Below are 1104 nucleotides of genomic sequence, written 5' to 3' on the forward strand. Positions count from 1 at the left end.
ACGGCTGATCAACCAAGATCAGAGTGCCCCCGACCTAGGCCGTTTCATTTGGATCACCGGGCGGCAGAGGAAGATGCCTGAGATGTGCAGTCCGGCGAGGTAGATGGTCGCGGTCTTCTCGTAGCGGGTGGCGATGCCGCGCCACTGCTTGATGCGGTTGATGCACCGCTCGACGGTGTTGCGCTGCTTGTACGCCTCGCGGTCGAAGGACGGTGGCCTGCCGCCCCGGGCCGCCTCGGCGAAACCGATGGCCGCGTTGGTCGGCCGGGACAGGGATGACGGCTCGGATTCCGCGCCTGCGCAGTTGTTCGCGGATCGCGCGTGAGGAGTACGCCTTGTCGGCCAGGACCATGTCGGGCCGGGTACCGGGCCGTCCCCGTGGGCTGGGAACGCGCAGGCTGGCCATCACGTCGGGGAAGGCGGGCGCATCACCGGCCTGCCCGGCGGTCAGGGCGAAGGCGAGGTGGCGGCATCGGTCGTCGGCCGCGAGGTGGATTTTCGTCGTCAGGCCTCCGCGGGAACGGCCGATGGCGTGGTCGTGCGGCTCGCTGGCCGGGGCCCTTTTTTACGGGCCCCGGCCGCGTGCTGATGCCCGCGCGCGATGGTGGAGTCGACCGAGACGGCCCACTTCAGGTCCTCCTCGGCGTCGGCCGCCTGCCGGTGGTTCCGCCACCGTCCACCACGTTTCGGCGTCCGGTCCGGCAACAACGGCTCGATCCGCGCCCACTGCGCATCGGCTAACGGCATACCTGAACCAAAAGATCAGATGATCCGAACGAAACGGCCTAGCAGGGTGGCGCTGCCCACCACGCCTGAGGCGCTGCGCGCCCCTGGCAGCAGCTCTTGTCCTTGGAACGGGTGCGTCGGGTGCGTTGGATGGACTGGATGCGCGCCGGATCGACGTCTCCGACGCCGCCCTTGATGACCCAGCGCGTGGCTACGCAATCCGTAACCTTCCGACAGCGCTCATCGCCGTGCTCGAGAGCATGGCTCGCGGCCCGACCGGCCGGCGTACGGCCCCGTCGGCTCGGCTCCTGCCAGCAGCAACCTCTCAGAGAGTCGCGTTTCCAGTCGCGCCGGAACGGTTTATGCGTCTCCGGTTGC

General features: G+C 68.7%; 1 pseudogene. It reads right to left on the minus strand.

From position 1 onward, the window contains the following. Window positions 1-18: 18 nt before the first annotated feature. Window positions 19-747 (minus strand): annotated as a pseudogene (locus tag ACZ6MZ_RS33945) (IS5 family transposase). Window positions 748-1104 lie beyond the last annotated feature (357 nt).

The organism is Streptomyces sp. NPDC042201 (genome assembly GCF_055582185.1).